Origin of the sequence: Pseudomonas sp. FYR_2, assembly GCF_043106425.1 — a bacterium.
GTDB lineage: Bacteria > Pseudomonadota > Gammaproteobacteria > Pseudomonadales > Pseudomonadaceae > Aquipseudomonas > Aquipseudomonas monteilii.
Genome location: NZ_JBICMM010000046.1, coordinates 50,149 through 75,176, shown reverse-complemented (window position 1 = coordinate 75,176; position 25,028 = coordinate 50,149). Strand labels below are relative to the sequence as shown.

Here is a 25,028-nt window from a genome sequence, read left to right as displayed (position 1 = left end):
GCGTATACTCCGCCCCCGTTTCAATCACCCTGAGGACCGCCCCATGGCCAACCCCCACCTGGAATACCACCTGCAACTGCTGAACCACCTGCGCACCATCCTGGTGGCCCTGGGTGAAGCCGAGCAGGTACCGGAGGAAAGCCACACCCTGTTTCTCGAACGCTTCGACGAACTACTGGCCCTGCTTTCACAAAGCCCGCTGGAAAGCCAGTACCTGGGCCAGGACCTGATCTGCCAACTGATCCAGCGCTACCCGCAAATTGCTCACCTGGTACCCCGTGACCTGTTGTGGTTCTTCGCTGGAGACTGCCTGCATTTCATGCCCGACGAAGAGCTGGAGCTGTACCAGCAGCTGGAAGAGCGCCGTTACGAGGCTGAGCAGAAAGGCGAAGCGTTTGACTGGCATGCGCACAAAGCACAACTCGGTGCACCAAAGACCGAGCAGCGGCACTGACCTCATCGATGCCTGCGCGGCGCCCCTCTCTTTGAACAGTGTCGCAAAGCACACCTAAATCTCCGGTTTTTCCTACATCGCGATAGTTTCCAAGAAATTAGTATGCCCGACGCTCCCTCCCGTCCCCAAGGTGCCAGGCCAAGGGGGAGCGCTGCTCTGAACGCCTCGACGTTCGCAACTAAACCAAGGATATAGCGATGAAAAAAACATTCATGCTGCTTGCACTGGGCATTGCCAGTAACACCGCTTTCGCTGCCCCTGAAACCGGGCAAATCAGCTTTTACGGCACTGTCTATGCCGGTGGCACTTGCCCTATCGAAGTCGTCAACCCAGGTGGCTCGGTCATTCCACGCGTAACGCTGGGCAACTACACCACCAAATACTTTGCCGCTGCCGGTACTGCCACACCAGAGGTTGCGTTTGCCCTGCGCGTAACACCTGACGCCACCTGCACCATTCCTCCAAACAGCACTGCAAACGTTACCTTCAGCCCACTACACGGGCCGATCGGTTCCGATCTGTACGGGATCCAACGCGGCAGCGCAGACGGCCTGGGCCTGGCGATCAAAGACCGCACTCACGCCAAAATCGCGCCAGGCACCGCTTCGCTTGATTACGACCTGTACGAAACCGCCCCAACCGACATGATCTTCTACGCCAACTATGAATCTCACCTCCCTACCGTAAAGGAAGGTGTCGCAGAAGCTGAAGTCAGCTTTGTGGTAGCCCTGCCGTAATTGATGTACCAGGTGCGTTTGCGCATCTGGTGCAGCCTTAGATCTGCATGCCTTCGGTGTAACATCATGCCACTCTTTACCCGCTCCCTCATCACGCTGTACAGCTGTGCAATAGTGTTCGCTTGTAGCACCTCCCTCGCACAGGCAGCGCTGACCATCAGCCAAACCCGAATCATTCACGAAAGTGCCAAGCGCAGCTCATCGGTCGTCGCCGCCAACCCATCCAAGGCCACCTATGCCGCACAGGCGTGGGTGAACACCGAAGCCGACGACACCACAACGGCCGTACCGCTGATTGCCTCACCTAACCTGTTCCGGCTCGAACCCGCTAACGAACAGACGATACAGATCAACGCCATACCCAACGATCTGCCACAGGACCGCGAGTCCTTGTTCTACTTCAACCTGCAAGAAATTCCACAAGTCCAGGAAGGCGCCGCACAAAATGCGCTGACCTTTGCCCTGCGCACTCGCATCAAGGTCTTCTACCGTCCTTCCCAGCTCAAGGGGCGCCCGCACGACCACCTGCAAAACCTGGCCTGGTCGGTGCAAACACTGGAAGGCAAACCGCACCTGGTGGTAGACAACCCCTCCCCTTACTACTTCACCTTCAACCAGCTGACCCTGCGCAGCGCCAAGGGCAGCGAGAGAATCGATGCCAGAAAGATGGCCATCCCCATGGGCAGGCAAACCTACCCCCTCAAAACCTCAACCGTGCAGGAAGGTCTCAGGGTCGAGTTCACAACCATCAATGATCATGGCGGCCTGACGCCAGAGTTGTCCCGCCCGGTAAAACGCCTGTGACTGCACTCAAGCCCTGAGGGTCGGGCTATACCGGGGGAAATCGACCCATGTGCCACCACCGTCGAAGCTCACCTGTACCAGGAAGGTGAACGGCTCGTTACGCTTGAGGGTCGCAAGGTACGCCTTCGGCACGGTGACCTCTTTATTTGCGCCAATCCCCCGACTCACTTGCGCTGGGGTCAGCGGATGCGCGGTCAGCACAGCCTGAGGGGGAGCCTCCAGCCCACTCTGCAGCACCCCACCCACGCTGATATTGACCTGCTGCTCCACAGCAATGCCCCGCCATGTACCCAAGCTGACAGGCACACGTTCGGGTGCCGAACCCAGGCTGAAGCCGTTCGAATCGGCCCCCTCGAGCGCAAGCATGGGCAACCCGCTTTTACTGAACTCGGTCACTTTCAGATGGCTGACCGCGGAAGGAAACACATCGGCATCGTCTCTGACTTCATAGCGCACCACCAACGTCTTTTTCGCGTATGCCAACACATGCTTCTCGGGAATCGCATAAGCGCGCTCGGTCCCCGGATGGACCTCGGAGGTTGTGTAATAGCCATAATCTTCAGGCTCACCCCAAATGACTGTAACCGTTTCATCTGGAAACCACTGCGCCGACATCGGCACCGCGACCAACAACGGTTCAATGTAGTCATCCAGCTTCAGCGCAAGGTCACCGCTTGCTCCGGTTGCCTGGGCAATTTCCACCCAGTCGAACTGGCGCGGTGCCGGTTGCGCCCTGACGTCCAGCTCCAGCGACCTCGCCAGATTGCTCAGGTTGCCGGCCCGATCCTCGATTTCGTAATACGCGTAGCGCACCCCGTCACCTGACTGGCGAATCATTTCACCCTGGAAGTCGATATGAATCGGCAGCAACACGTCGTTCTGGGTCAATGTCAGGCTGCCCACCTGCTCGGAATCATCAGGTTTGTCCCCCCAATACACTGTAATGACATCGCCCACGGCAGGGCTGTCGTAAGTCGGTACCCGGGTGCGTAGCCGGTCAGCGTGCCGCTCCAGGTATCGGGCCGTAAGGCCATCGCGCTCAACTTCATCGGGGTCTTCGACAAGCTCAAGCCTGCCACGCCCCCCGCCCGGCACAGGCGCTGTCTTGTCGATAAGCACTGAAAGCTCATCAGAAACAGTGCTTTCCTCGTTACCCAGGGTCACCTGATACATCAGGGTGTGGCGCCCCTCCCCCAGCAGCGCCACGGGCACCTCCAGCTCAAGGTCCGCGGGTTGCACTGGCGTGGTCCACGTCTTGTCAACGAACGGCTGCCCATCCCACTTCACGACCAGTCGCTCAGGCCCCTCATCACTGGGGTCCGAAACCAGCCACATGGGGATGCTGATGGGCAAAGGCCTGCGTGTAGCCCTCACGGGCAGCAGGTTGTGCTCACCGCCGTCGATATCGGGCAGCAGATCGGTCACCGTCACTGGCTTAAGCGCCTGCGGCGCTTCGCGCATTGCCCCCTCCTTCAATGGCCTGCTGAAAAAACCCAGGAAGCCGCGCAGAAATTTACCAGGCACCTGCATCTTCATTTCTCCAATAAAAAAGGAAGACCGAGGTCTTCCTTATTGGCATGCTCACCAGCTGTAACGCAGCCCCAGGTTTACCCCCCAAGGTTGGTCGATGTGTTCGCCAGCGCTGTAGTCGACATCGGCATGCACCTGCAGCCGCTCGGCCACCGAAACTGCCACCCCAACCCCCAGCTCGGCACGTGACCCGGACAAATCGTTATCGAATCGATGGCCATTGACCTTGACCTGGTTGTTGTTGATGAACTCATGGGCATAGGCTGCACGTACGTAGGGCTGAACCACCCGGGCATCACCCAGGTCAATGGTGCGCCCCAAGGTACTGCCGAGCTTGCCCAGCACGGAATGCACAGCGTCGCCCTCGGCTTGCAGGCCGTTGTCGAGCGTGTAGGCCTTGCCTTCGAACCGCGCCACCGACCATTGGGTATACGGCTCGATGAAATAGCCGTCATCCAGGGCGATATGCCGCCCCAACTCGGCCGACACACCCACGCCAACATTGCTGTAGTCGCCTTTGGTGTGACCATCATCACTCAGGGCTACCTTGGCATCGTTTTCAAAGCGGTTCAGCTTGACCACACCATCGAAGTAATACCCGCTCTGCGGGTCAAGCCAGGTGGTGTACAGGCCCAGGTAGTAGCTGTCCACGTCACCGGAGGTGCCCTGCGACAGGTCCAGGTCGGACCGGCTGTAACCCGCCAGCGCACCCACCAGCCATTGCCCATCACCGATCGGCAACGGGGCATCGGCGCCGAACGACACACCCTGCTGCACCTGCTTGTAGGCCACGCCGGAACTGGCCGCCACATCGAACTTGTTGCCGTAAGCGCGCACCCAGGCACCGGGCTGGCCGTCTTGCAAACGCAACTCACCCATCCGGCTGCGCAACGAAGCAAGCTCGCCATACCAGACAGTCGGCGCCGCGTTGAACAACGCCAGGGCCGACTGCGTACCTGGGCTGATCACTCTACGCGACCCATCGAGGTACCAGTCTTCACCGCGCTGAACCAGGCCATAGGAAAATGCCCCCAGGTCGACCCGGTCATTGACCAGCGAGAAGGTGGCATCACCACTCGCGGCATGCACCACATGGAGCTGGTTCTCTACCTGCGGGTCCTGGCCTGAGCTGCCGATCAGCAAGCTGTGGTTGCCGGTAGCCTGGCCGGTAACATCCAGGAAGTCCTTATCGCCGGTCGAGAAGTCTGCATGCATCACGAAGCTGCCGCTGCCCGACAGGTTTTCCACGGTCAGCCGGTGGTAGGCATCCGGCTGGCCGAACTGGACGTTGCCATCATCGAGGGCCAGGCTGCCGACACTGGCATCCTGGGTCATCACCCAGGTTGACTGGCCGTTGATGCCAAGGCTCGAAACACCGTCCAGATGGCCAGTAAGGCTCGACCGGTTGTCCAGTGCCAACGCGGCACTGGAGCCGTCCTCCACTTTGACGTCGCCGACCAGGTGCGAATTATCGACCGACAGGGTGGCCGACGATGTGTTACGCACCTCAAGCAACGTGCCATCGCTGCCCACCAGGCGCGACCCGTTGCCGACCTTGATACTTGCAGCCGCTGGCCCCGCAGCACTGCCGGCCACGACGATTGCCGCGCCCGCCTGCCCTTCGACCAGGGTATTTTGCAGGTCAATGTTTGCCTGCCCTGCCACCGCAGCGTCAGCATTGACCAAGATACCTTCCTGGGCACCGATGATCCGGCTATTCGCCACGTCCAGACGGCCGTTGAACATGCGCACACCCGAGCTGCCCTCCCCGGTCCCCTGCACCAGGCTATCGCGGATACTCAGCCGTGAATTGCTGGCAAGCGCTGCCCCGCCCACTTGGCCCGTTACCGTGCTGCCTACCAACTCGACCGTGGACCCCACCGTACCGGTACGTGCCAGCACAATCCCGCGCCCCTGGCTGACAATGGTACTGTCCGTGACCCTGGCCACGGCAGCGCTGCCCACCAGCAACGCATCGCCGGTGGCATTGAGGGTGCTGGCGCTGAACACCAGTGCCGAGCTGGGTCGCAACTGGATTTGCTGGGTGGTGGCACCGTTGGCGGTCAGCGTGGCGCCCGCCAGTACCTGGTAACTGTCCAGCGGTACCGCGGCATCAATGGTTTGGTCCCGCGAGACCGTCGTCAATGCCAATGCGCCTTCGCTCACCAGCCAGAGCGGTGTCAACGCCAGTGCAAGGGCACGCTTGCCTGCTTTTCCGAGGGGGGTGGAGTGTTTTTTCATGTGCGATCCTCGCCCAAGTCGAAATTGGAGTGGCTCTGATGTCTCAGATATTTCCGACAAGACTACACAGCACCTTCCTGTTGTGTTGTAGGAAAACCCCTACAACACAATAGGAAAATTCATCACCCGGCTATTGCCAGCTTTCATGAAAAATCACAGGCACCGCTAGGCTGATACATGGCCAGCACAATATCACCTCGCTTGGAAACAATGGTTTCGCTGCCGGCAGTGAAGCGATAAGTCACCCGCGCACGCGCTCGATAGAACAGCGGGTTATCAGGGTCGTAGGTGGGTGCAACGTGTTTATCGTAGGGGACTCGCCATATGAAACCCTCCAACGGCGCGTCCGGCCCAATACTTACCTTGAAGACTTCCCTCACGCCAGGCACTTCATCTTCACCTTGGCTTTCTTGCCCCCCCTTGACGGCCCACCAGGTAATTTCGACCTCGGTGATTGGCCCATATTTTTCATACTCACTCAGGTCAGGCACCACCAATTGCACTGCCCCGTTGTCAGCATGTGGCAGGCTGTTTTTGATCGACGTACAGTTCAGTTGGCCGTTGGCATTTTTCTCCAGAAAGTCCACCGGGTCCGCTGTAATTACAACGGCGCTTACCGCCACCGACGTGACGCCTGACTTGATAGGGTTATGCACGCCAGGTCGGCTAACCCAATAATGGATGGTCACCACCTTGTTGCCCTCGGCTTCTATAACGGACCAAGGCACAGGGAACTCACTTTCACCGTCGGTTTTGTTTTGTGCAGTAACGACATACGCCACTGCTTGCGCCTGGCTTCCCCAGTCGAGTGTCAAGATGTCGTCTTCTTCGATAAGGTCGCTCAAGACAATCTTGATGTCAGCGTCCAGGCCAGTATCGCCGCTGTCGAGTTCATCTTCATTACTGCTACTGCCGCGCCCATTGACATGGGCAAGTTCCAGGCCGGGGTGCACCTGCTCTGGCCAATCCGGGCCTGGCCAGCCGGGGTCGATGGAATCGAAGTTCACATAGACCTGTGTCTGCGCACCGCCAAGCTTGTGCGTACCTCGATACACGTCATAACGCACCGTGGTTTCTTCCGGCAGTGCCGTTCCGTCATACTCCTGCAGCAGTGTCGCACTGTCGACCTTAACCCTCACGTATTCAGCCGGTGCACTGCCCACCGGCTCCGCCAGCAGTTCGGCGGTTTTCCAGGTTACCCGTACCGTATCAGTGGCCTTCCAGTCTGCAAACAGCGGCACCCAGACCTCGACCCCCTCCAGGGCATCGCCCTGGTCAATCAGATAACTGTCCGCCGCTGTCGCCAACGGTACCACCGGGTCCCCGAAGACGGCAGGCAACTTGCCCAGCGCCACATCGATAGCCACATAGTCGGATATCTGGCTGATGTTGCCCGCCTTGTCCACCAGCACATAGACGGCAAACAGCCCACCATCGCCGGCTTGGCGAACAATGTCTTCCGGCACCTGCAAATGCTGCAGTTGCCCAGTGGTGAGCGCGGTCGCGACTTCTTGAATACCGCCAATTTCTTTTGGGACTTCTTTCAACCAGTACCATACGACCCGGTCACCTATCTGCCAATCCGGGTAGGCTGGCAACTCAAGGATGACATTGCCGTCCTGTGCAGCAAGGCTGTCGTCTGTCACCACCGGTACGGGAAGGAACTTGGCAGGCAATGTTCGGGCGTACGGGGGAACACGGTCAAAGCGCAGCGTCAGTGCGTCTGACCATTCTTCTTCCAGGCTATCGGACAGCACATAACTCCTGAGATAATGCACCCCTTCGGTACTCAGTGCGTCCAGTGAAATATCCAGCTTTACCGGATACGGGTTCTCAAGATCGTCATCAAAGTACCTGATGGTCTCCTCGTGGATGGTTTCGAACCCCACATTGTCACGCGAATGTTCAATCCTGAGAGTGTCCTCTTCCGTAAAAACCCAGGCAGGCACCTTAACAATGAAGTCAGGCCCGCCCGGCAAAATATAAACGTTCTTTACTGTCCCGTCGGCCTTGTCTGCAAATAGCTCGTCGTCAACGACGAGGTCTTTCAACTGACTGGGTTCCGTGTACGCACCCAATAGTTTTGCGCGATCAAGCCTGAATGCACCGCGTGCATCCCGCGAACACTTGCTCAGATCCTTCGAATGAGTCACACCCACCTCCAGGCATTAATGAAAGAACCGCGCCTTGGTCGCGCTACCGTTCATTCGACACCGCCCGAACGCAGCCGACAACTGGCATTTTTATCAGGTCACGCGTAATAAATACTGTTTCACATAGCCAGCCAGATCAGCGACCGTCATGCCATCTGCACCCGGTGCTCCCTTATTGCTGACCACACGCTGATACGCACGCTTGCCTCTGGCTAACACTCCCCCCTTGCCGGGTGTGTAGAGGACTTTCACCTCCAAGTCACTCGCTCGGCCACTACAGCCAAACGGGTTGCGCTACGCGCAACGCGCCATGCCTGGCGCACCCAAAAAAAGAGCCTGCACAAAGGCAGGCTCCAACACAGCTTCAATGTTCTAAATCAATCAGATAGCGCACTCAAACGGTCAAGCATCCTGCGACGCCAATCGGTCAAGGGGATCGTACCCATAGCTTGCCGTAATGCCTTGCGACGGCACATGCACCGTCTGCAGACGCCCCATCGGGTCGTAGGTCAATTCACGTTGCTGCTCATCCAGTATCAGGTTGCCATCAGGGTCGTATTTCAACTCGATCTCTTCCTGTCTGAGCACAACCTCTTGCTCTTCGCCGTCTGCTTCCGCCACCGCTACCCACTGCAGCGTAATGCCCATCAGTTGCACCGGATCGTGTTCGTTGGTGAATTGATACGTGGCATTCAGCCGGCCACCTTCGAAGTCAGTCCTGACCCGGGTAATGTTGTCTCGGCCATCGAAACGGAACAGCTGGCTGTCTATCTTGTTACCGTAGGGGTCAACGGGTACATACTCACTGACGCCCTCGCAGGTATACTTCGACAACCGCGCCCGGTCATCGTACTCGAAGGTTTCATGGCGTAATTTGTCGCCTTCCTGTTCTCCGGCCGTCAACGTCTTACTGTCAATGCCATCCACTTCGTTGTACGTCTGGGCCAACGTTTGTACTGCGTCACCAAAATCGAAACGCCGACGCACTTCGCGCTCGAAATCATCGTAGAACAGCTGCGTTTCCAGACAGCGCTGGCTGCCGTCCTCATCCACGGTTTCAGTGAGTATGCTGGCGGTCCTGCCCAGCTCGTCATAACGGAATGTACTGGTCACATTTTCCAGGCTGGTCTGATACAGCTGCCCAAGCGGGTTGTACTCATACGACTGGGTTTTGCCCAGTACATCGGTATACCCCAGCAAGCGGCCCTTCAAACTGTGTACATAGAACATCTCATGCGGTTGCGCCTCATCGTTGTGCTGGCGCCTTTCAACTTTCAGCTCGCCGGTACTGTAGTACTCACGCTCGAGCATTTCTTCATTCTCGGTACACTGCAACAGACGAGCATTGTGTTCGTCATAGGTATACGCCGCATTTTTGCCCAGGGTCTTGCGGCTTAATGGCTCCTCGCCCAACTGCGGCAGGTACTCATAGTCGATACGGTGGTCTGACGGTGTGATCACCGCTTCGGGCTGACGTTGCCCAATGCCGAACAGCATGGTGCGTTTACGCCCCCCAGTGACCGACTCGACCATGCGGTCCAGGCCATCGAAGGTTTGTGTACCCAGCACGTAATCGCCGCCATCGGTGCTATCGAGCACCTTGATCAAGGTTGGCAAATCAGCGGCGCTGTGCAGCGCATAATCACGGTGTACCACCGAACCATCAGCCAATGTCTGGTCCACCTGCCTGTCGAATTCGTCATAGGTGGTAGCCGTTTCAAAACCCCGCGCATCCACTTCCCGCACCGTGCGCCCCAAGCCATCGTAGAAGTAGCGGTGCAAACTCGCCCGGGCGCCTTTGCTGTCGAGGCGCTCGACATCGACAGGCGCATCGAACAGGTTCAGCCGAGTAATGGTGACGCCGGTAACTTGCCGACGGTCGATGGACTCTCGCCACTCCTTGTGTACCGGCCCCAGGCGATCCGGTAACCCCACCGGGTCGATCTCCGTGCACATGCGCACCTTGTCCGGGCCTATTTCCACGCGGCGCTGGCGCCAGTCGTCATACTCGTACAGGGTACGCAATGGCAAGTTCTTCAGCTCGAGCCAATCGTAATCGGTCTCCTCCACCAGGTTGCCCAGTTCGTCGTAGCGCGCGGTGTAACTGAGCCGTTCTTCTTCCCTGGCTTGTCGAGTACGGCCGAAGTCCGGATCCTGGCGCGTCACTCGTACCGCACGGTTCAGGCCGTCTACATAGCTCCAGCTTTTGACCCCCTTCACATCCGTCTGCATCTGCCAGGCCTGCTGGCCGTCGGACGACAAGTAGTAACTGTAGCTGCGCGATGCGCTGTATTTGCCTTTGGGGTCGACTGTTTCACGCGTGACGCGACGGAGTTCGTCATACGCGTAGGCAATCTGCACCTGGTTGTCGTCATAGTTGAGCAGTGGCTCGCCAATCAGTATCGAATGCTGCACGGTAATGACCTTTTGCGCATGTCGCTCGGCGTTGCCCTTGGCATTGATCAACTCACGCGCCGGCAGAGGCTCACCATGATCGAACCCCGTCACCGTTTCCTGAGTTTGTACGGCAGCGTGGCCGTCTACCGAAACTTCACTGTAGGCATATTCGGTAAGCGTTGCCTTGCCATTGAGCGTCAGGGTTTGCTCACGCGCACGGCCATGTTCAAGAGGGTTGAGTGGTTTGTCGTGGTAATGCGTCTCCAACGTCGACAGCACCGCACCGTCACGCACGCGAAGCTGCTCATGGCTACGCATTGACGCGCCGCGTGCATACCCGTCGTCATCCCGCGATGCAACCGTCTGATAGCGGTATTCACGCAGCAAGGTTTTGGCCCCGGCTTCGCCAGGCCCCGGGATGACCTCCTCGGTTTTGAGCAGGCGCACGAACGTGTCCGGGTCGTCCGCCGCCGGGTAGTACGACATCAGGGTCCGCTTGCCGTTGGCTTCGGTCTTCTCCACCAGGTTGCCATGCTGGTCGTAGCGGGTCATTTCCGACTGTTCCCGCGCCGTGCCGCCTGCCCCCTTGCGCCAGGAGGTCGTGGTCCTTTCGGCCAACTGGAAATTGTTGTCCAGGTCCTTGAATGGCCTGTTGCCCGTTGCCGGGTACTGCAAGGTCAGGGTTTCGATGCAGTCGTTCTGCGTGGTGACCTTATCGACCATCAAGTGGAAGCGGTTGAATGACGTCTTGACCGTGTAGACCGGGGTATCGCCTTTATAATGTGTGGCGGTACTGTCATAGAAATAGTCTGCGCCTGTGACTTTGTAGAGGTTGTCTTCACCGCTATCGTCAAAGGAAATACCCGTATTGTTGCCCAAGAAGTTATTCGAGCTGAATACGTAGTCGGTACGCATTTGTGGCTGGTTGGCCCCCGGGCTAACCAGGTGCCGCTCTACATGAGGCAGTGTCCTGCGCCCGGCGCCCGGCAGCGCGTGCCCCTCATCTTTGTAGAAAATTTCTTCGATGCCATTGACCGGTGTACGCATGCGTTCAATGCAGCGTACTTGGCCGATCTTTTTGTATTCGAATGCCCAACGACCTTTGTCGGCCGTCGGCAATACCACCTTGACCAGCTCACTGTTCTCGCGTTCCAGCGTATAGGTCACCTGCGCCGCCGAGCCAGGGTTGAGCGTAATCAGTACCCGGCTGAGGTTGGCGTAATTGATTTCCAGCAGTTTTCGCTTGCTGTCATCTTCGACTGATGCCAGGCACGGCACACGCTTGGCTGGAATACCCGGCATCGGAGAGGGCACATCCACCTGCTGATAAGTCAGGGTAATGCCATCCCCGGTCGGCGTCAGCACCCTGACAGGCAGTGCCACCTTCTTGCTGTTGGGTTGCCCCTGCTCGGTAACATCGTGCAAACCAAGAACTTCGATCATCAAAGACTTGTGCGCCACGCGATACAGCGTGGTGGCACCAGCAGAAATGTTCTCGAAGTGGAAACTGTCGATCTTGCGCTCCGGTATGACCGGCTGCGTACCTGGGCCATTGTCGAATACCTTGAAACGCTCACCGCTGTGCAAGCTTAGCATCTGGCTTTGCGGGTCATACTCGCTCAGGTTCAAGCGCCATCCAGCACCAAAGCCTGAGTCCTCAGGGTTCATCGGGTTGAAGCCGATGTGCAAAGGCAAGTTGGGGCCGCTTAACCGGTTGGCCACCAGTTCGGGCAGCGCGAGCGATACATTGTATTGCCCCGTTCGGGGGTCGACCCCCCCTTGAACGAAGCTCATGAAATTAAATGCATTGGAATGGACTAACGAATTTGTCGTCATTAGACTGCACCTGTCAGGAGAAGAGGGCTGCCCTTTGAAGGGCAGCCACCATTATTGGAACTTCCAGTGCAGGAAGTTTCGGGCATCTACCGGGCTGATCGAGTTATCGTCCAGTCTTCTACCCCAGTGGATGGACAGCGCCGCTTGCGTTCCGTAGTTATCGATCAAGGTAAACTTCAATGGCTGGCTCAGCTGTTCACGCCACTTGATGCCCTGCTGGTCGTACCAGAACTTCATGTCCGGGACCCGTTCAAGCGCCACGAGCAACGTGCCGGCGCTAAAGTGCCCCTGTACAAGGTCCCGCTTCAACGGTGTACCCGCGTGCTGCGACGCCAACAGTTCCATTTCGGCCTGATACTCGATACGCCGCTCAGCGGTTCGCCCCGGCAGCTCGCGCGGCACATAGGCAACACCCACATAACTGGTGAACGTTTCGTCGAGCAACTCGCTTTCATATTCCAAAACAGAAACATGATCGAAGCGCACATCGACGAAGCGTCGCTGCCCCCTGGCACGCAATGTCCAGTAGTGCGTGGTGAACTGCCAGTAATTGTGGCCATCGATAACGCGCCCCCCCGAATCGAGCACATCGAACCCGTTTTTCTGGGCCACGCGCACGCCAGTGAACGGTTCCAGGTCGGCGATATCCAGTTGCTTGGGTGGCAGCCCACCCAGTTCTACCTCACCGTCGGCATTAGGGCTTTCTACGAAAGAGTCGTGCCAGGCGTTACGGTGGCTTTGAAACTTGGCCCGAATCCAACGTACTTCCGCCTCGGTGGTTTGAAGGTAAACCGTGACAATGCGCAACGCCTCTTCCTTACCTTTTACTCCCGCCCCCTTCGACTGCTCTTTGCGCGCTTGCACGTCTTGCGCCTCTTGCGCAGGCACCCGTGCTTCGCCCGCCGGCAAGTAGTCGAAGCGGTTGCGAAACTTGCTGGCGGCCCATTTTTTTCCGCCCGGTACGATCGCCTCGGTGTCAGCGGGCAGCCATTCGATCAAGGTGCCATCCCGATGGGTAAGCTGCAGGGTGGCCAACTCTGCATCGCTTACCGGTTCATACGTGTCGCCATCCTCGCCGGTAAAAGGCTTGGTCTCGATATGAATATCGATAGCCACTTGTTGCCGGCCATTCGCCCAGGCCTTTTTCCTCGTCGTGTCGTTAAGAAAGAGCTTGAATTGACTCAAGGCCAACCAGCGCTGCGAACCGACAAAGTTGTTACGGTAGGCAACGGCATTGTGTTCGACCACTGCAAGCCCCGCCCGGCCGCTAAACACACCCACCACCACACTGACCTGCCCGGTACTCGCCTCCGGCGCCGTGTAATGCCCGTCTACCAGTTCGCCTTCCCCGTACAACTCCCACACGGTGCTCTGCACCGCAGGTCGGTCGCCCCAAGACACATCCGGCGCCTGCCCGGCGAGTGATTCGGTCAGGGTAAACTGCTGGCCATCTGAAGCAGCCATGTTCGGCACATGGAAGGGTGCGAGCTGCAACGGTGCGGGCATGGACAGAATGATCACCGTCGCATATCCACTGTTGCCCTCCCAGTTGGTCACCTTGATCCGTTGCAGGCGAATAGGCGGGTTATTCGTAGGCTCAGTCGGTGTAAAGATAGCGTGCGGTGTTTCGGAATCACCTTCAGGGTCTCCCACGACGCTGCCGAACTCACCGCCATCGAGCGCCCACTCCAGCGGGCCACCTTGCGACGCGGTCAGCCGAACGGGCCCATCGCCTTTGCCCCAGATGATCACCCGTGGTGAAATCATCAGGTCTTCGCTGCTTGCGACCACCAACGACGACTTGCTCGCCCCTTCCTGGGCATTGGCAAAATGCGCCTTGACGTTGACCAGGCGCTGCCGACGCCGGAACGTTTTCGCTGCAGGGGCATGGTATTGGCCGGCTTCGATGCTGCCAGAGTCGAGCGGGGTGTTCACATCGAGTGCGGTCCACGCTTTTACGGAGGGCGTCACGACCGTAAAGGCGGCGCTTTTGTCCGCAGCCACTTTGCCCAGGGGCGGTTGCGGCTGGCGAGAAGCGGCAGAAGCGGCGACGTCGCCGAAAACGATCATGTCATGCGGGTTGTGTTCCTCTTGCTCCAGCACCACCCGATAAGCATCGGGCAGCACCAGTTGCTCCAGTGCGACATTGGTGCGACCCTTTGCAATCGGTGCACGCTCTCGGCTGATCAGCAGCGCGCTGGCGTAGTTATCGTTGCCATTCTTGCGGGGCAGCAGGTAGGGCAAGGGGCTGCCAGGCTGGCCAACCTCCCGGCCACCAACCAGTTGCATCAGCACCAGCAGCGCCCCGTCGTCTTCTGGCGATGAGCCGCCACCGGCCCCCTCAGGGGCTTGCTGTGCCACTACCTGGATGCGCCGGGTAGCCAAGGCGTTATGGCCGGAAATGTCGAACTCCAGCACCGCCAAGGGGTTGCTCATTACCCACTCGGGCTTGAGCTGTTCGAGCAGGAATTCTCCCATCCTGACGGCGGCAGTGCTGTTGCCACCCAGCGTGCAACGGGGCTCACTGGCTTCGGTAAGGTCGAGCAAGACCTGGTACTTGTCGAGGTAGGCGTGCGGCTGCACTTTCAAACGACCATACACCTCGAAGCGATAGCCCATGCCCATTTCCAGCACGTGGCTCCTTCGAAATTGCTCGGTGTTACCTGGCAGCACCGTGGACGACACGCACTCCCCGGTGAGCAGTTCCATGCTGACCCTGACCTGCCCCGAAACGCCCAGAGCACCTTTGAAAGACAGCTGAGGCGGGCCTAGCGTCAGTTGCGTGAACGCCACCTTTTCGGTCCTTACGGCCGGCTCGATGAAATATTCACCGTCGATGGCAAGTAACCCGCCACGCTGGTCGAACTGTTCGACGAAAGTTCTCTGCAACCCCTCATTGAGAACATCACGGCCCAATGCCAGCACCGCGCCGCTACCGCGCGTGCTGTCGCCTTTTTTCAGTTCATCGAGGAGTGCCTGCTTGGTGTTAGTAGACATGATCAAGCCCCTGTCACGTTGAGGCTGCTGAAGGCTTTTTTCACGGCTTCCATCGACTCGATCTGCTCGGCGGTGTACTCGACCCGCTCGGCCTGGGTGGGCTGCAAGGCTTTGCTCATCTCTTCGAAGGCCAACGCATCTTCGAAGGTGTATGGCATAGGCACAACAACGTAATTCCACGCAAAGCTATCAAGGCCTACACCGGCAATGATGACCGAATTACCCTCGTCCGCCGCTGGATGGTAGGTACCCTTTGCTTCATCGAGCGTGCCTTTACCCTTGGCCACGAACCATTTGGTCTTTTCAGGTGGCAGATCCGTCGGGTCGCCGCCCCAGCCCTGCACAGCCAGCACCAGCTTCAGTGCCGTACCGTCCTTGGTCATTTTCAAGGTTGCTGCAGTCGGGGACCAAACTACGGTGATATCGATGGTCTCCGTGCGACCAGCAGCGGAAACATGGACCTGGTCCAGTTGCATGAGCGATCCCAACACCGGCCCTTGTTCAGGATTCTTTTTCGGGGCTACATACACTTTTACAATCTTGTCATCCGGAATATTCAGCTCCTTACGGTCGTCAGCCGTGGGGTCACGCAGTTCGCCTTTGAAGCCGTCACCCTTGGTCCAAGTCAAGCTCGCGCCAACGCTGCCGCCCTCCAGAACGTAACGCTCTGAAGTTTCAGTGGAATAAAGCGCATTGAGCAACTGCGGCCTTACCGCTACAGGCTTGGGCACCACGGTGAACAATGCGCTGCTGCTGTTTTCGCCCACGGTTGCAGTAATGATGACCTGGCGGAACGTACCGGCGATTTTCTCTGCTTTGGGAGCCTTGTATACGCTGTTGACGACTTCGCCCAGGTTTTCAGGCCCCACAGGTTTTTCGGGATCATCCGGGCGCGCGCTCACCGCCCATGTTACCTCCTGCCCTGCCGGGGGGGCGGGCGTGAGCGTGAGCTCTTGTGTATTCTCCGCAGAGAGTGTTAATTCAATTGGGTCGATCGCGAAGGCGGTAAGGGCGGGAGCCAAATCACCCAGTAGCATGACCTCGCCGGGACACGAAAAAGTGTCGGGCATAGAGCGGTGACCGTTGCGGAAGAGCAGACTATTCAGGCGCCAGTAATCAATAGTTTCCACTTTCCCTGTAATGCTCCTCACAACATCCCCGACGTAATTTTTAAAGCTTTCTATAAAAGGCTCAAGACCTTCGTCCAAATATTGATCTTTCTCACCGGTTTGGACGTAAAAATTGGCATCGACTTTCACCTCCCCCTCAACGGCCAGCTCCAATACACTACCTTCAATCATTTTTGCCGACAGGGCGAATTCTGCACCCCCTCTCATATTAAAATTATATGAACCCCTGGACCAGTGCTCACCGGCTCTGACACCAAAACTCGCTGCACCCGCCACACCATCATACTCCCATTTACCCATTACCCCACGTTCACCAGCCGTAAACGAGAGCACCCCACCAGCAAAAAGAACGTCTATGTGATAGTAAAATCTAGGTTCACTTATAATACTGTACCCACCCTCAACCCTAAACCCTCCCCCCTTAGCACCAATCACAAACCCATCACTATCTTCAACATACGTGACAGGAGCTGGAACGTAGTAACCACTACGAATCTTGTAGAACAATTCTGTCAAAGCGCTTGCCGCATACGCGTAACTGCTCATTACAATCCCTGCCGAATATACCCCCCCCGACTCACGCGAGGGCAACAAATACGGCATTAGCTTATCTTCATCCGGAAAGTCTCCATTTTCAGCACCATTGAACGCTACCCCAACAATAATGGCACCCTCTTCCAACTCTGCCTGATTAGTACTGGGCACCGCTTTACCCGCTCTGGCCAAGGAGTGCGTGCGCAGCCTGAACGTTGTCGGACTCAGGTTTCCCTCCATCGGTTCCAACCTGCTCAACTCCCAAGTCTGCTCACCCCGCCCTGGGTCCTTAAACCTATCCTGTATAAGCTGCCCCAGTTTTGTATTCAGCTCTTTCCACTGGCTCACCTCAAAGTAATAGCTGTTACTTTGCGACAGGTCCAGATACACGCGACCATCTTCATCAACTACCCCGCCTGCACCATCGTTGAGCTTTATATTCATCTTGACGCGTGGCGCGGTCAGCGGGTCCAGATGCGATATACCGACCAGCGTCGGCAACTCCGCCCCGGGTACGCGGCTCCACTCGGTCAACTTGCCGCCGATCACAGGAATACTCAAGGCGGCCATGGAGCCCCCTATGTTCGAGTTCTCAAACGACAGCACCGGTGTACCAAAAGCAAAGTTTTCCAACCGTGAATACTTGCCGGTCTCGGTTTCCAACTCATCTGAAATGGGTTCGATCCAGGCTCCACTGTCCGACCGCAGGATATGTTCCTGCATCAGCAAAAGATTGGCTTTTTGACGGTCATAGATCAAAAATGCGCCCCAGCCGCGGGTGCGCGGAGCCTCTGCCATGTAAGTGTAAAGTTCAGAAAAAGTTGGTCTGGTCATGATCATTCTCCAGTAACGTGGGTGCACGGCCACCTAGGGCCCTGCAGATGAAAAAAAGTCAACAATGAAAATTACGGGTTGAGCGGATATGACTGCGACCTGAACTTCAAAAAGAACTCCCCGCCGTTGAAGCTCACCCGGGCATACAACGTAAAACGCTCGCCCACTTTCAACTTCATGAATTCCGACCTGGGCAGCATTTCACCCACACCGGTGCGTGCTTCGTCGGCCGTCACTGGCTTCGCATCCCTGACCGTAAAGCTCACAGGGTTGTTTTGCAGGTCTACCCCTTCCATCACAATCGTCAGCAGTTGCCCGGGTGCAATGAACATCCAGGTGCCCATCTGCAACCTGGCCCCCGCTGCTGGTAACTGACTGAGGTACACCGGGCCATCGGGCAAGTCGACGGTCGGCAATGTCGCGTTATCCAGTGGTTTGATACGCAACTTGTAAGGCGGCGAGTCGGTGTAGTTGTCTTCATCCCTCACCAGCCTGAAGAACACATTAAAACGAACACTGACATCTACAGGCGAACGCCCCATGTTGGCGGGTACATACGCGGGCGGAATCAGGAAGCGCAACGGCTTATCAGGGGAAACCGGTGCTTTCGCCACATATTCGCCAAGCGCGGTAGCGCCAGACCAGTGCACATGCAGCTCCTCACCCGGCAGCACATTACCGGCAGGCACATTGATATACACACCCGAAGTGGACAGATCAGCCAATATGTTGCCGCTGTCGGCTGCGCCGTCGCCCGTGGCGCCTTCTACCACGGGCACTGGCAGGTCGCGTGCACTTTGCACGTCAACTTGCAGCACTTGCGAACGCAACCCCTCGCCCTCGCGGCCATACAAGTAGGAAACACTTACCGTGGTGCCTTGGCTTTTACTCAGGGCTTCTCGGCCGATCAGGAACGCTATCGAGTCGACAGCCCGCATGCTCGGGTCGACACGCGCCGATGGCATATACTGCAGGCCCCCGGCGCCAGGGACCGACCATAGCAGGGTCAGGTAGTCGGAGTCCGCGATGCCGGGGTAGGCAGGCAGCTTGACCAGCAGACCATTCGGCGATTTGTCCGGGTCCAGCGGGTCACCTTCGTTATACCCATCAATGGCGGGCTTGCTGAGGTAGCCAGGCAAACTGCCTTTGGAGTCAACGTCCAGCCGCTGCACCGGTGATTTAAGGCGCCCACCCACTGCGAACTCGATCTCGTAGGAGGCCAGTACATAGCCTGGGTCGATCCAGTCAAAGTAACTTTTAGGGACCACATCACTGATAGCGTCTTGCACGAAGTGTTTTTCCCCGACGGTGACGACTTTTTTCCAGGTGTCGTCGAGCGTGCCGTCTGGCTCGTAGCACGCTACCGTCAAGGTAACCTTGTCGTTCACCTGCATGGCCTGGTAGCGGGGCACCATCACACTCATCCCGCTGCTTGGCAACTGGTTGGGCTGAATGATCAGGCCATGGGAGTGAACCACTTGCAGGACTGACAATGCTTCAACTTGGCCTCGGGGCCTGATGCCTATGTAACTAAAAGTTCGAAGCGATTGAGCTTCGGGCCTGGGGCCGTCCGCCACGCGGGTATATGAATAAAATGCCTCGCCGCCTGCGGCGCCTGTAATATAGCTATTACCAATAACTACTTTCATACCATCGATCAAATCAGGTGCCTTGACAGTGAACGTCCCGGTAAAATCATACCCTTCACCCGCAGCACCTCGCCCCAGCCAGCGCACCAACACTTCATCGTCAACAGCCATACCGGTATAGTTGACCCAGGTCTCCAGGTCCTGACTGCCAAGTTGATCAAGATCAATCTCATTGAATGCCGTCAAACCCTCGATGGTGGGCGCCTCCAGGGTTTCACCTTCTCTTATTCGCTCATTCATATATAAAACTTCCAAAAAATTGGCGAACGCCTGCCGCTTGCACAAAGAATCCCGTGCACCCGTCAATTAAATAGATGATCGCGTTATGCCAGTGCCTGTTGCCCAGCTCGGTGATCTGCCAGCACATTTTTAGAACAGCCAACCTGCCCCCGCAACTGGCAAAAATAACAGGTAGCCCATACACCGCCTGCGGTGCCGGACGCGCGTACACCTAGTAGTTTTGCCAGGTGCGTGGGAGGGGCTTTTTTTTTAGGCTTCGCGGTAGACAGCTTGTCGTGGATGTCCACTGACCACGGCCAAAGGGCTTATTACGCCCCTGACGACACCCCATACAGGGCCATGCGCTGAACACAGGCTATTCAACGGCTACCGCCCCCCAGGAACCCGCACCATGGCAACTACATCGAATGCTTTCAATTTTTCCAGTTTCATGCAGAGCAGCGTCGACCCTCGAACGGGCCTGTACACGTTGTCCATTGCCCTTCCGGCGTTGAATGCCAACGACCATTGCGGCCCGGACCTGCCCTTGCAATTGAGCTTCAGCCCAATGAGCAATGAAAACAACGGGTTTGGCATTGGCTGGAACCTGAAACTCAGTAGTTTCAATACCACCACCGGGATGCTCTCACTGCACACTGGCGAATCGTTCAAAGTTGCAGACAATGGGCCTGGCAACGCACCCGTCATCGAAGAGCGGAAACTGGACAGTTTTCGTTTCAGCAACATCAGCAAAGGCAACAGAACACGTATTCGCACTGCCCATAAAGGCGGCCTTGTTGAAATACTTGAGCCCCAGGCAAATGACGCGACTACCGCTGTACCTGTTCGGGTAATGGGCGCCGCGGGCCATGGCGTGACTCTCGGCTACGACACAACCCGCAGCAAGGCACGGCTGCAATCCATCGTCGATGACACTGGCCGCTTGCTGCTTGAAATAAAATACCCCACCGATTTCCGCGCAGAGTTCACGGTCAACCCAACCACACGCAACCCGGCCACATACCTGCTCGACCTGGAAAATAACCAACTCAAAAGAATCACATTGCCCACTTCCAGTGATGAATACTGGGAAATGAAGTACAAGATTTTCGACACACTGCCTTTTCTGATCAGTGTCGAAAACCCCGACAAAGGCATAGACACAATCAGTTACCACGAAGGCAACGCGGGCCATAAATACCCAGGTATTCAGCGGTACCTGCCTTCGGTCGATGAACACTGGGTCAAGCCTGATGTGCGCGATAGCAGCACGCACATACTGACCAAATACACGTACTCCACCAATAACTTTTTGGGCAACGGCACCGGCTTGGTTTACGGCAATGAAGACGGTACGGACCAACTCTACCGGTTTACCGGCCATACCTTTGAATACGCCTCTACCGCCGAGCATTACCGGGATGGCGAACGCTACCGAACGGTCGTGAGTACGTTCAACCGTTTCCATTTGATGACGTCCCAGGCCACCACGGACAACGGCTGCGTCGAAACCGTCACCACGAAGTACCACGAAAAGGAAAACTTGCCGTTCAAGGACCAGCCTGCGTACTTCCAGCTTCCTGCTACCGTGACCAAATCCTGGGCGATGGAGGGTGACCCAACGGTCGGCGACGAGGAAATCACGACGACCACCTACGACGACTATGGCAACTTGCTGACCGAGGTTAAACCTGACGGCACACGCATGGTACGTACCTACTACCCTGGTACGGATGACCCGGAAGGCTTCGAACGCAACCTCAAGTCCGTCACCATCTACCCTGCCGCCCCGTCCAGCCCGAACGAACCGCTGGCGCAGACCCTGAGCAGTGAATACACCTATGCCAGCCTGCCCCCGCTGCCACAAGACCCCGACTGGAAGATGCAGGCCTGGCTGTCCCTGGAGCAGGAGGACATGTTCGAGGGCGTGGGTACCGGGCGCAAGTTGCTGAACCGCAAAGTGCGCCGCTACCTGAATAAAACCGACAACCCGTTCCTGCACGGCCGGGTTGACCAACAAGAGTTGCAGGTCAACGGGTTCACGACCACCAGCAGATGGAAGTACGAAAAGGTCAATGATGACGCGGGCCAGCTCACCTGGAGCCGCAGCACCGAAACCTTCACTGACCATACCCGTACGCTGGAAAAGAAAACGGCCACCACCTACTCCCTGCATAACGGCCAGGTGGTGCTGGAGCACGATGCCAATGGCATATTCACGCGCTATGACCACGATGTGCTGGGCCGCGTCACCTCGGAAACCGCCAGCCCCGGCACCGCTTTCGCCACGACCCGTACTACCGCCTACAAGCTGCTTGACGATGACGGGCGTAAACGCGCCTGCGAAGAGGTTACCGACAGCAAGGGCGTGATCACCCGCACCGTATTCGATGGTAGCCGCCGCCCGGTCAGGCAGGAGCGTGAAGCCAAGGATGCGGTCACCGGGAAGATTGTCAAACGCACGGTTGCCGAGCTGAAATATGACTCGGCTGGCCGCCTGGAGCGTGAAACCAGCTATGACTACCTGCCGGCCAAAGACGATGCAGCAGAGCCCCGTGTGCTCAAATTGCAGTCATCCTACCGCTACGACAGCTGGGGCCAACGCTGCGAAACGGTGCGCCCCGATGGCATCCGGGAATGTGTCGAAACCTCGCCGCTGGAACCTGGTGGCCAGCGGGTGACCCGCTGGATCGAGAGCCCGAACAAGCCAGAGCAGAGGCTGCAACAGACTGTCAGCAAACTTAACCGCTTCTACAAGCCGGTTCATGAGTACCGTCTGCTGGAGGAGGAGGTAGACACCCCTGAGGGGGGCAAGAAACGCGTTGCCCGCCAGGCTGGCCGCACAGACTACACCTATGACGGCCTAGGCCGCTGCCTGAGCCGTACCGAGACGACTCAGGCCCCCGAAGGCAATAACCAGTCCATCCAGCGCACCAACCGGTTCACCTATGATGCCCTGGGGCGTATGGCCAGCAATGAGCGGCCAGACGGTGCCATCCTGTTGCGCACGTTCGCCCCTCACAGCATGGGCGAGCTGGTCACCGCACTGCATTTGAAAGCGCACAGCGATGCACCTGAACAGGTGCTGCACGAGCGCAAATTCGATGGGCTTGGCCGCGTCGAGCGCATGACCGTGGGTGCTCGGGTGGAGGCGTACACCTATCAAGGCACCACACACCTGGTCGACAAACGCACGCTCTTCAGCCTGGACACAACAACCAAAGGCACACGCAAGCGGATTATCGGTTATGAATACAAGCAGGAACTGACCGATCAGCCCAGCAAACTTGTTGCATCGCTCGAAGACGAGGACAGCCCCGCACACCTGAAGAGCCAACTGGTTGCAGACTTTGGCTATGACCCGAAAAGCGCGGAAATCACCGAAGCCAGTAATGCGCTGGGTAAACGCCGTTATGTATACACCGACCAGGGCGACCTGTGCGAAGAACACCTGACCGACACCGACGGTACGCCTTACAGCGCCACCTACCAGCAGTCCTGGCAAGGCCTGCCAACGCAGCACAAGCACAGCGATGGCCTGGCCCGTGATTACGATTATGACGAGCACGGCCGGCTCACGACGGTGACACAGGGCAAGGTGGTGTCGACACTGACCTACAACGAAGACACCGGTTTGCTGGAAACCACCGAGACCCGCGACACCACCCACCCCACCCCTGAGCAACAACCTGTCACCCTGTGCATTCAGGCCTACGATAGCCTGGGCAGGGAGACCCTCCGGACATTGAGCGTCAACGGCAAGGTGCGCACACTGGAACACGTGTGGCTGGACAACGACATGCTGCATTCGCGCACCCTTTGGCAAGGTGAGCAAAAACTGCGTGAGGAAACATTCGAGTATGACGACCTCGGTCGCCTGACCAAATACGATTGCCCCATCCAAACCGCGAGTGGCCGACAAATTACCAGCCAGCTGTTCAGGTTTGACGCTGTAGACAATATCGAGCGTTGCCGCACCACGTTCAGTGACGGCGAGCGGGACGACGCGAACTTCACCTACTGTGCTCACGACAGCTTCAGGCTGGAAAAGGTCACGCATACCCTGCCGCCTGAAGGTTGCCCGGCGGAGCAAACATTCAGCTACGACGAGCAGGGCAACATGCTCAACGATGAGCGTGGCAACGCGCTTTACTACGACAGCCTTGGCCGCCTGCACCAGGTACAGGATGCCAATGGCACGGTAACGGCGCAGTATGGCTATGACGGGCATGACCAGTTGCTGTATTCCGGTACTGGCGCGCACAAGGTACAGCGCCGCTATGAAGCGCATCGCCTGGACAGCCTTGTGGAAGACGGCCTGCTCACCGAGTACCTGCATGTTGGCGGCCAACCCCGGGCGCAGCAACAAGCCGGGGCCAGCACACTGCTGCTTACCGACCATGCCGGCAGCGTGAACACCGAGCACGATGCAGACGGCACCCGGCATGCCCACTATGCCCCTTATGGTGAACAACAGCCCGAGGACGCTGACCAGCAAATGCGCAGCCTGTTGGCGTTCAACGGCGAAGCCCGTGAGCGCGCCTTTGACTGGTACCTGCTGGGCAGTGGTTACCGGGCCTATAACCCAGGCTTGATGCGCTTCCACAGCCCCGACTCGTTACCGCCTGAAGAAGCCGGCCTCAACCCGTACACCTACGCCTTGGGCAACCCGGTTTACTGGCACGACCCAACTGGCCACCGCGCGGAGCCCGCAGCACGAGGCCGCCAGGCACCGCTGGAGCGCTTCAAGGAAGAAGAAAAGCCCAAGGTGCCCTGGTATGCCTGGCTTGGCGTCGCCGTCGCCGCAGCCATTTTCGTTGCATCGGCGATAGCCATGCCATGGTCGGCACCGGCTAGTATCGGCTTGACCACCAGCTATGTCATTGGCGTGGTCGGCGTGGCGGCCAACGGTGTTGCCCTGGGCATGCAGGCAGCAGCGACAGCGGTCATGTACAGCGACCCGGAACAGTCCAACCTGCTGTATCAGCTCAGCAATGCTTTCGCGGTTATCGGCATGTTTGCCGCCGGGTACGGCGCCGCTGCCACGAAAGCGGCGGTGAGGGCAGCGAAATCCGCAGCGCAGGGCGCGCAAGCGGCACCTGCGGTGGCAAACGCAGGTGGGAAGGTCATAGTTCAGAACATTAACTCGGAGTCGACCAACACAACCATTATCAATCAAATCAAAAAATTTACCGTTGCCCGCTCACGTCGCACGGTACGCCCGAGTACCGGCTACGCTCGTGCTGAGGCAACCCCACACAGCTCACCAGCCTTAACATCAACATCAACATCAACATCAACAAGCACTAGCCCCACGGTGCTTGAGCCGACAATGGCCAATGGCCCTGGACAAGTCCGTGAAGCGATAACGACAGTGAGTGAGACCTCCAGGGTGATTAACCAGTCAACCGGTGCGCCAGCAAGCCCATGGGGTCATTTCATTGTGGGTCGAAACAAAGGGCGAGATTACGGACCTGTAGGCACAGGACAGTTTGGCCCTCTCTAGAAACGCC

11 protein-coding genes are annotated in these 25,028 nt (G+C 57.7%); 4 read left to right on the top strand and 7 right to left on the bottom strand.

The annotated features are described in order from the left end of the window. Positions 1 to 43: 43 nt before the first annotated feature. The 3 genes from ACF8R4_RS19520 (at position 44) to ACF8R4_RS19510 (ending at position 1,995) form a co-directional block, all read left to right on the top strand. Positions 44 to 454, top strand: a complete 411-nt coding sequence (locus ACF8R4_RS19520) for a PA2817 family protein (RefSeq protein WP_060498738.1) — start codon at positions 44 to 46, stop codon at positions 452 to 454. 197 nt (positions 455 to 651) lie between these two features. Further along, positions 652 to 1,191, top strand: a complete 540-nt coding sequence (locus ACF8R4_RS19515; RefSeq protein ID WP_060498737.1) for a fimbrial protein — start codon at positions 652 to 654, stop codon at positions 1,189 to 1,191. 66 nt (positions 1,192 to 1,257) lie between these two features. Next, positions 1,258 to 1,995: a molecular chaperone gene (locus ACF8R4_RS19510; RefSeq protein WP_082426373.1), complete on the top strand. Its 738-nt coding sequence runs from the start codon at positions 1,258 to 1,260 to the stop codon at positions 1,993 to 1,995. A 6-nt stretch (positions 1,996 to 2,001) separates the two neighbouring features. On the opposite strand, the gene ACF8R4_RS19505 is transcribed toward ACF8R4_RS19510, so the two are convergent. From ACF8R4_RS19505 to ACF8R4_RS19475, 7 genes are all read right to left on the bottom strand, one after another. Next, positions 2,002 to 3,531, bottom strand: coding sequence for a hypothetical protein (locus ACF8R4_RS19505; protein WP_104835343.1), 1,530 nt, complete (start codon positions 3,529 to 3,531; stop codon positions 2,002 to 2,004). A 45-nt stretch (positions 3,532 to 3,576) separates the two neighbouring features. After that, a complete protein-coding gene (locus ACF8R4_RS19500; RefSeq protein WP_392493250.1) occupies positions 3,577 to 5,766 on the bottom strand; it encodes an autotransporter outer membrane beta-barrel domain-containing protein in 2,190 nt (729 codons plus the stop codon). Positions 5,767 to 5,909: 143 nt separating this feature from the next. Then, a complete protein-coding gene (locus ACF8R4_RS19495; protein ID WP_392493248.1) occupies positions 5,910 to 7,919 on the bottom strand; it encodes a hypothetical protein in 2,010 nt (669 codons plus the stop codon). Between the two features lie 402 nt (positions 7,920 to 8,321). Then, positions 8,322 to 12,110, bottom strand: coding sequence for a sugar-binding protein (locus ACF8R4_RS19490; RefSeq protein ID WP_392493246.1), 3,789 nt, complete (start codon positions 12,108 to 12,110; stop codon positions 8,322 to 8,324). A 93-nt stretch (positions 12,111 to 12,203) separates the two neighbouring features. Beyond that, positions 12,204 to 15,149: a hypothetical protein gene (locus ACF8R4_RS19485; RefSeq protein ID WP_392493245.1), complete on the bottom strand. Its 2,946-nt coding sequence runs from the start codon at positions 15,147 to 15,149 to the stop codon at positions 12,204 to 12,206. A gap of 2 nt (positions 15,150 to 15,151) precedes the next feature. After that, complete coding sequence (locus tag ACF8R4_RS19480) at positions 15,152 to 17,647, bottom strand: hypothetical protein (RefSeq protein ID WP_392493243.1); 2,496 nt, start codon at positions 17,645 to 17,647, stop codon at positions 15,152 to 15,154. A 71-nt stretch (positions 17,648 to 17,718) separates the two neighbouring features. Next, a complete protein-coding gene (locus ACF8R4_RS19475; RefSeq protein ID WP_156342122.1) occupies positions 17,719 to 19,551 on the bottom strand; it encodes a hypothetical protein in 1,833 nt (610 codons plus the stop codon). Positions 19,552 to 19,927: 376 nt separating this feature from the next. Here ACF8R4_RS19475 and ACF8R4_RS19470 point away from each other — a divergent pair, with 376 nt between their 5' ends. Further along, entirely contained in the window at positions 19,928 to 25,021 is a 5,094-nt protein-coding gene (locus ACF8R4_RS19470) for an RHS repeat-associated core domain-containing protein (protein WP_392493240.1), read from the top strand. Positions 25,022 to 25,028: the final 7 nt, after the last annotated feature.